Source organism: Sulfurihydrogenibium yellowstonense SS-5 (assembly GCF_000173615.1).
GTDB classification, from domain to species: domain Bacteria; phylum Aquificota; class Aquificia; order Aquificales; family Hydrogenothermaceae; genus Sulfurihydrogenibium; species Sulfurihydrogenibium yellowstonense.
Genome location: NZ_ABZS01000071.1, coordinates 1 through 7,832, shown reverse-complemented (window position 1 = coordinate 7,832; position 7,832 = coordinate 1). Strand labels below are relative to the sequence as shown.

The following is a 7,832-nucleotide window of genomic DNA, read 5'->3' as shown; positions in this document are numbered from 1 at the left end:
TAATTTTGTGTCTGGATTGAAAATTTTTTATTAAACATTTGTAAAATTTCATAAGAAGCTCCTTTAAAAGCAGGTATAGGTTTTTTCCATTTTCCATTCTTTAAATTATCTCTCTGGATAAGCAGATTTACTTCAAGAATGTCCACAGATTGAAAATATCCGCCTAAATTTATTCTTACCTTCTCTATCATGCTATTAACACTTTCAACTGGATTTGTTGTGTATATGTGCTTTCTTAGACTTTCTGGATATTTTAAAAAACATAAGTATCTCTCTTTGTTGGATTGAATATGTTTTATGAAGTTTGGATACTTAGACTTAAATCTACTACATAAGTCATCTAATTTTTCTAATCCATCTTCATAATCTAAGCTGTTTTCTTTTATGTTTTTTAATTCTTTGTTAAATACTTGTGAATCTTCTTTATCCATCTGATTTCTAACGTTTCTTTGCAAATGGACTAAACATAGCTGATGGTCTGTGTAAGGAAATAGTGTTTCTATGGCTTTTGATATCCCAGGAAAATCATCACTTACTATAAGCATTACCCTTTTTAGTCCTCTATCTATTAAATCATTGAATACTTTTATCCAGTCTGCTTTATTTTCACTACTGAAAAATGTATAAAATCCAAATATATCTTTGTTTCCTTGCAAATCCACTCCAAGAACTACATAGACAGAAGCTTTTCTGATTTTGTTTTTCTCTTTTATATCACAGTGATATGCATCTATATACAGTACAAATGCATCCGATGGAAGCTCTCTTGTTTTGAAATCATTAAGTCTTTCTATAAGCTCTTTTTTAATTTTATCCATATATTGCTTTGAGTAGTTTAATCCCAAGCTTTTTAATGTAGAATCTATCTTGCTTTCTGAGTATCCATTGGATACTAAACTCATAAGAAGGTTTATATAATCTTCATTAACTCTTTTATAAGGGTCAGGCAGTATTTGTGGTCTAAACCTACCTTTTCTATCTCTTGGGACATTTATGTTAAGCTTGAAAGAACCTGTATTTAGACTTCTTTCATAATATCCGTTTGCTTTGTTGTCTTTATCGTTTTCAAGAAAGAAATTTCTTTCTTGGTTCATAACTAACTCTACAACAGATTCTAAAAGCTTTCTTATACCTATCTTTTCTTGAGTTGCTATACCATTTGGGAAAAGTTCTTTTACTAATTCTTCAGTTGATCTGTCTAATATTTTTTCAAAGTATTCTTTCTTATCCATTACTACTCCTCCTTATAGTTTTATTTAGACACAACATTATTTTAACTTCCTTTAAAAGATTCAAGAGTGTAAAAGAAGCAGCCAGCTTTGCTGGTTTAAATCCAAGCCCATATGAAAGTGGAACGAGCGTAAAGAAAAGTGGTTCGATAAAGAAAATGGGAAATCCATATGCAAGAAAGATACTATACATGGCAGCACTATCAGCAATAAGGTTTAACAAATACTGCAGAGAATTATACGAAAGATTAGTAAGTAAAGGTAAAGCTAAAAAATTAGCATTAGTAGCTGTAGCACATAAGCTATTAAGGCAAGCATATGGTGTATTAAAAAACAGAAGACCATTTGATGAAAATTTGTGTACTTGACATTTAACATAGAACATTCTGAGCGTTAGCGAAGAATCTACTACTTTTATGAATTTCTAACCCGACGTATTTAAATATCAATGAATAATTCTCTGTCTCTTTTTCATTCTGAATGAAAGTTAATAATACAATAAATTTTCAATTTCCAACCCAAGTGTATGGTATATAATATTTAAGAAACATAAAACTTTATAGGAGCTTGAAAATTGTTTGATAAGATTTCTCAATCTAAATGGAAGAATATTGTTTTATTTATAACAGTGTTTGCATTTGTGGCTACGTCTATAGTAGCTATAATTGTTTACAAATTAAGTGGTGAAATTAATGGTGTCGCAGAAGTAAATGGCAAAGAAATTCCATTTTATGAATTTAATTATGCATACGAAATGACAGCAAGAAATATGCAAATGCAAAATCTTGATATTTCTAATCTAAAAGACCAAATAAAAAAAGAAGTTGTAAATGATTTAATAGAAAAAGAACTTTTATATCAAGAAGCAGAAAAGGAAGGAATAACAGCAACTTCAGAGCAGGTAAAAAATGAGATTTTAAAAATTTCTGCATTTCAAGTCAATGGTAAATTTGACAAACAAATATACTTACAAATTATAAACTCTTTTGGGTTAACCCCTGATGCTTTTGAAAATATTTTAAAAAAAGAACTATCGGTCAATAACTTGAAAACAATTCTACTGTCTACAATCTATGTTAGTGACGAAGAGATTGAAACCTTTACTAAAAAACAACTTACAAGAGTGAGCGGTGAAGCTACTGTAATAAAACCAAATACTCCAGAAATTACAGAAGAAATGATAAAAAAGTTTTACGAAGAGCATAAAAAAGATTATTCAGCTCAAACAGGGAAAAATATAACAGTTTATAAAATAGATATCCAAAAATTAGGTGATGATATAGCACAGCAGTTAGCAAAACAGCTATTTACGCAAGCAAAAAGTGGAAATTTACAGTCTGTCCCGGCAGAAGTTGAGAAAGTTTTTGAAGGAGATGTTTTTTCTAACCAAGAAATTCAAAACTTACCAAAAGAAGTTCAAGAAGATGCGAATTCCTTAAATAAAGATAAAAAAGTTTCATTCACGAAAGCACAAAACGAGTATTACATTTCATTGTTTAATGGAGAATCTTTAAAATCAATACCTTACGAACAGGTTAAAAATGAAATTAAACAAAAATTAGAAAGAGAGTTATCACAAAAAGCTTTACAAGATATGCAAAAAACCACTGATATAACACAGCTATTGAAACAAAATAAAACAGAAAAACAAACTATTTCTGATAACACAATTCAAGAATTGGTTGTCAAATTTGGAATAAAAAGAGAGGATTTAAATAAACTTGCTAACTTAAAAGTCGGGGAAATATCCAAACCAATCTCGACAGAAAATGGAATTTTAATATTCAAGCTAACTGAAATAAAAGAACCGGATAAATCTCAGGTTGATGAAACGAAAAAAACAATTCTTCCTTTCATAAAATCTCAAAAATTCAACGATGTATATCAAATGTATGTTGATAGCTTGAGGAAAAAAGCAAAAATAAAAATTAATAAAAGAGTATTAGAAAATGGATAAAAGTCCGTATGCATTGGATTTTTTACTTCACCAGTTAGAGCTGATAAAAAGTAATATCAGAAAACCCAAATACAAAGAATTAATAAAAGAAATATTTGAAAACAATGAACTTTATGAAAAGTTTTTAATAGCCAAAGATAAAAAATCAAGAAATTATAAACATGGAGTTCTTGAAAGAGTTGCATCTACAGGCTCATTGGCACTTTGTATTTACGATAATTATCCGACAATAGATATTGACCTATTATTAACTGCTATAATTTTATCCGGATTTAGAGATGCAGTAGGAAGGCCATTTTTTTATAAAAATGTTAAAGATTATCCAGAAATAGCAGAAATTCTTTATAAAAAAAATCGACAGAAGCCAAAAATAGAACACTTTTTGTTTGATGAAATAATAAAAATTGACGAAAGAGTTAAAGTAAGAGAAAGTAATAAAACTTTTTAATTTTTAATCAAATTTTGACGAAATGATAATTATTAAAGCGATTCGTTTTTATGGAGTATAAGATGAGAAAGAAAAAAAAGCTAATTGTAGCATCAATAATAGGTTTAACTTTAAGCGTTGATATAAGCTATGCAGAAAGATTATCTGCGGAATTTACAAATGCTAAATTGTCAACAGTTGTTGATGCTATATCTCAAGTTTCTAATTTTAATGTTATCTGGGATAAAGATGCTATTGGACAAAAAGATAAATTGGTATCTTTTGCTATAAGAAAGCCTATAGAAGCTGAAAATCTTTTTAATTTAGTTTTGCTTGAAAATGGTCTTATTCCTGTTAAAGAGGGAGGGATATATAAAATTAAAGTTGCTGATGAGTATTTTGTATCAGTACCACCAGAAATAATAAAAGCCTTTGGAAAAGATATGTTTGACAGTCTTGTTTCTCAGGTCAAAAAGTATTCATCCTCGGCTGCATCTATAAAAGTTGATAATTTAAGTTATTCTATTTTAGTTAAGGATGATAAAGATAATATAAATAGATTAAAGAATGTAATAACAGCTTATCTAGATTCTGTTAAAAAACAGTCTGAAGATCTTGCAAAAGTACAAGAAAAAGAGGGTCAATTTATAAAAAAAGAATTTAATATTCCATATGAAACTTTTAAGTCTATAGAAGAAAAGATAGCCGAAAACTTAGGAGTTTTTGGAAAATATGATTATGATAAATCAAGAGAAAAATTAATTGTTTTTGATACAAAAGAAAATATAACAAAAATAACAAGAATAGTAGGAGCAGCAACTCAGGAAAAAATAGAGACTAAATGTTTCTATGCAAGGGGTTTAGACCCAGGTGAATTAATAGAAAATATTAAAGAAAAAGAGCTTTCTGAAAATGGGACAATAGTATTCAAATCTAAGGAAACTATTCAAACAGGAGGTGCTGAAACCAGAGAAATTTCAACAACTGGCCAATCATCTCCAGTTGGCACAACAGCCGGTATTACAAAATCATATTCTACTCCAGCGACTATAATAACTAATCTTCCAAGAATATGTATCACAGATACACCCAAAGTTATAGAAAAAATTAAATACAAATATTCAGATTATCTACTTGATAGACCATATCAAATAGCCATAGAAGCAAGAATAGTTCAAGTAAGTACAAGTAATTTAAAAGACTTGGGTATTCAATGGGGAGGCCGCGCAACTAATATCGATAATAATAATACAAAAATAATTACAGGCGGTGGATCTACAAGTATAATTAGCGGTGGAAGATATGCAGTTGATTTTCCTTCAAGTTCCGCAACGTTTCCGGGTGGATTTGCTATTGGTTTTGTTTTTGGAGGATTACAAAACTTTCTCGATGTAAGATTATCAGCTTTGCAAAGTATAGGAAAGTCTAAAATACTTTCTAAACCTCAAATTGTAACAATAGATGGTGAAACAGCAGAAATTTCTCAAGGATACGAGGTTCCATATACAACTGCTGTAGCAGCTGGCGGTGGTACTGTATCCTCGGTTTCATTTAAAAAAGCTGTATTAAAATTAAATGTAACGCCAAGAACTACTGCTGATGGAAATATCATTATGGATTTGATAATTACTCAGGATATACCAGACTTTAAAAATTTAATTTTAGGTAATCCCCCAATTCAAACAAAAACTGTAACAAGTAAAGTAGTTGCTAAAGATGGTTCTGTTGTTGCAATCGGAGGAATTTTAGAAAAGACGGAAGATGTTAAAGATAGTGGAGTGCCAGGTTTAATGAATATTCCTATCCTTGGATATTTATTTAAAGAAAAATATCAACAAGAAAAAACAAATGAACTTTTAATCTTTTTATCACCAAAAATAGTATATGAATAATTAGTTTTTGTCGTTTAAATAAAATTTTTTATGGGGGTGGCTTAATGCCACCTTTTTTATTTTTATCTTTAAATTTCATATAAAATATTTGTCAAAATTTTTAAGGAGCCTTTGTAAATGAACAGCTATATTATCAATGAAATGAAAAAAGAAGAATCTTGGAGATTGTTTAAAATAATTGGAGATTTTATTGATGGATTTGAAGTTATGCCGACTTATCTGCCTTCTGTTACTATTTTTGGTTCTGCCAGGGTAGAAGAAGGAAATAAATACTATGAAGCTGCAAGAGAGTTAGCTTTTAAACTTTCTAAAAAAGGATTTTCAATTGTAACCGGTGGTGGACCGGGAATTATGGAAGCTGCAAACAGAGGAGCATTTGAAGCAGGTGGAAATTCGATCGGTTTAAACATAAAACTTCCAAGAGAACAAAAACCAAACAAATACCTTACAGAAACCTTAAATTTTAATTATTTTTTTGCAAGAAAGGTTATGTTAGTAAAGTATGCAACAGCATTTGTCCTATTTCCAGGAGGGTTTGGAACCCTTGATGAGTTAACGGAAACATTAACTTTAATACAAACAAAGAAGCTTAAACCTTTTCCAGTTATACTATACGGAAATGAATATTGGAATGGATTTGTGCAATGGCTAAATGACGTAGTAGTAAAAGATGGATATATTGATAAAGAAGATACGGAGCTATTCAAACAGATAGATAACATTGATGAAATTGTTGATTATATTGACCAGTGGTATATTAAAAATAGTACAAAATTGATAGGAGAAAATGATTAATGGAATTTGATGTTAAAAATTTAAACGAAACTCAAATATATAAACTCATGATAAGTACTATTGTTCCAAGGCCTATTGCTTGGGTTTCCACCGTATCAAAAAATGGTATATTTAACATAGCACCTTTTAGCTTTTATATGGGAATATCTTCAAGCCCACCTCTTATTGCAATCTCTATTGGAAAAAAAGATGATGACAGAAAAAAAGACACTTGGAAAAACATTGAAGAAGTAGGAGATTTTGTCATAAACATAGTTACCTATGACCTTGTAGAAAAAATGAACATTACTGCATCGCCATTTGATGAAAGTATAGATGAATTTAAAGAGGCAAATCTTACACCTATAAAATCTGATTTGGTAAATTCCCCGAGAATTGCTGAATCACCTATTAATATAGAATGTAAAAAGTTTATGATTTTAGAAATTGCAGATATGGGACTAATTTTTGGAGAGATTTTGAAATTTCATATAAAAGACCAGCTGCTTAACGAAAAAGGATATGTAGATAATAAAAAGTTAAAAGTAGTTGGAAGACTCGGCGGAGCCGATTATTGTTTGGTTGATGAAAGTAATATATTTAATCTTATCAGACCGGATTTAAAAAAGAGGTAAATCTTGATTAACAAAGAAGAGCTTATAAAAAAGCTAAAGCTAAAAAATTTTAAACTTACGAAGCAAAGATTAGAAATAATTGACGAGATATTAAATTTTAATGGTCATTTTGAAATAGAAGATTTAGTTTTCAAATCAAGAGAAAAAAATCTTAAAGCATCACGTTCGACCATCTATAGAACATTAGCCATACTGAAAGATTTGGGGTACATTGAAGAAGTAATTAAGTTTAACAATAAAACATTTTACGAAGTTGCAAACAAAGAACATCATGACCATTTAATCTGTCTAAGCTGTGGAAAGATTATAGAATTTCACGATGAAAAAATAGAATCTATTCAAAATGAAGTATGTAAAAAGTACAACTTTAAACCGGTTTATCATAGATTAGAAATCTTTGGAATTTGTGAGGATTGTCAGAAAAAGGAAAAAGTATGATAGATAAAAATTATCTTAAAGTTTTAAAAGAGCTTGGCTTTGAAGAGATTATTTTAGATAAACCTATCTTAAATCAAAAATCAAGTAATCAAATAGATAAAATAGAGGAGTTGAACAAGATTTTCGAAGAGACTAAAGTTTGTACAAAATGTGATTTACACAAAAATAGAACAAATCCTGTTTTGGGTGAAGGCAATATTAATGCTAAAATTATGTTCATTGGAGAAGCTCCCGGAGAAGAAGAAGACAAGCAAGGAAGACCTTTTGTTGGAAAAGCAGGAAAGCTACTTACAAAATGCATAGAAAATGCAGGATATAGAAGAGAAGAGGTTTATATTGCCAACATCAACAAATGCAGACCACCTAATAACAGAACGCCAACAATAGAAGAGCAGGAAGCTTGCATTCCTTATTTATTAAGACAGATAGAAATAATCAATCCAAAAGTTTTATGCTTACTTGGAGCTACTGCATACAGAG

General features: G+C 29.6%; 8 protein-coding genes and 1 pseudogene. 8 read left to right on the top strand and 1 reads right to left on the bottom strand.

Features of this window, described 5'->3' with window-relative positions; translation table 11 throughout:
- Positions 1–1,232, bottom strand: a 1,232-nt coding sequence (locus tag SULYE_RS04075) for an IS256 family transposase (RefSeq protein WP_007546776.1), incomplete at its 3' end; no start/stop codon positions are given.
- A gap of 47 nt (positions 1,233–1,279) precedes the next feature.
- Between SULYE_RS04075 and SULYE_RS04070 the strand changes: the two are divergent.
- The 8 genes and pseudogenes from SULYE_RS04070 to SULYE_RS04035 form a co-directional block, all read left to right on the top strand.
- Positions 1,280–1,597, top strand: a pseudogene (locus SULYE_RS04070) (transposase); the annotation flags it as partial.
- 206 nt (positions 1,598–1,803) lie between these two features.
- Entirely contained in the window at positions 1,804–3,186 is a 1,383-nt protein-coding gene (locus tag SULYE_RS04065) for a peptidylprolyl isomerase (RefSeq protein WP_007546773.1), read from the top strand.
- On the top strand, positions 3,179–3,634 hold the full coding sequence (locus SULYE_RS04060) for a hypothetical protein (RefSeq protein ID WP_007546772.1): 456 nt from the start codon (positions 3,179–3,181) through the stop codon (positions 3,632–3,634). Before SULYE_RS04065 ends, SULYE_RS04060 begins: the two co-directional genes overlap by 8 nt.
- A gap of 62 nt (positions 3,635–3,696) precedes the next feature.
- Positions 3,697–5,505, top strand: a complete 1,809-nt coding sequence (locus SULYE_RS04055; RefSeq protein WP_007546770.1) for a type IV pilus secretin PilQ — start codon at positions 3,697–3,699, stop codon at positions 5,503–5,505.
- 117 nt (positions 5,506–5,622) lie between these two features.
- Positions 5,623–6,300 carry an LOG family protein gene (locus tag SULYE_RS04050; RefSeq protein WP_007546768.1) on the top strand — a complete coding sequence of 226 codons (678 nt, stop codon included), beginning with the start codon at positions 5,623–5,625 and terminating at the stop codon, positions 6,298–6,300.
- Entirely contained in the window at positions 6,300–6,914 is a 615-nt protein-coding gene (locus SULYE_RS04045; RefSeq protein ID WP_007546766.1) for a flavin reductase family protein, read from the top strand. Before SULYE_RS04050 ends, SULYE_RS04045 begins: the two co-directional genes overlap by 1 nt.
- A gap of 3 nt (positions 6,915–6,917) precedes the next feature.
- Positions 6,918–7,352 (top strand): Fur family transcriptional regulator, encoded by a 435-nt coding sequence (locus tag SULYE_RS04040; RefSeq protein ID WP_007546764.1) that lies wholly within the window; start codon positions 6,918–6,920, stop codon positions 7,350–7,352.
- The coding region (locus SULYE_RS04035; RefSeq protein ID WP_007546762.1) for a uracil-DNA glycosylase at positions 7,349–7,832 on the top strand (484 nt) is incomplete at its 3' end. The genes SULYE_RS04040 and SULYE_RS04035, both read left to right, overlap by 4 nt.

Coding starts and splice junctions, on each gene's coding strand:
- SULYE_RS04060 (WP_007546772.1), top strand. CDS start 3,179: ATGGATAAAAGTCCGTATGCATTGGATTTTTTACTTCACCAGTTAGAG.
- SULYE_RS04045 (WP_007546766.1), top strand. CDS start 6,300: ATGGAATTTGATGTTAAAAATTTAAACGAAACTCAAATATATAAACTC.
- SULYE_RS04050 (WP_007546768.1), top strand. CDS start 5,623: ATGAACAGCTATATTATCAATGAAATGAAAAAAGAAGAATCTTGGAGA.
- SULYE_RS04055 (WP_007546770.1), top strand. CDS start 3,697: ATGAGAAAGAAAAAAAAGCTAATTGTAGCATCAATAATAGGTTTAACT.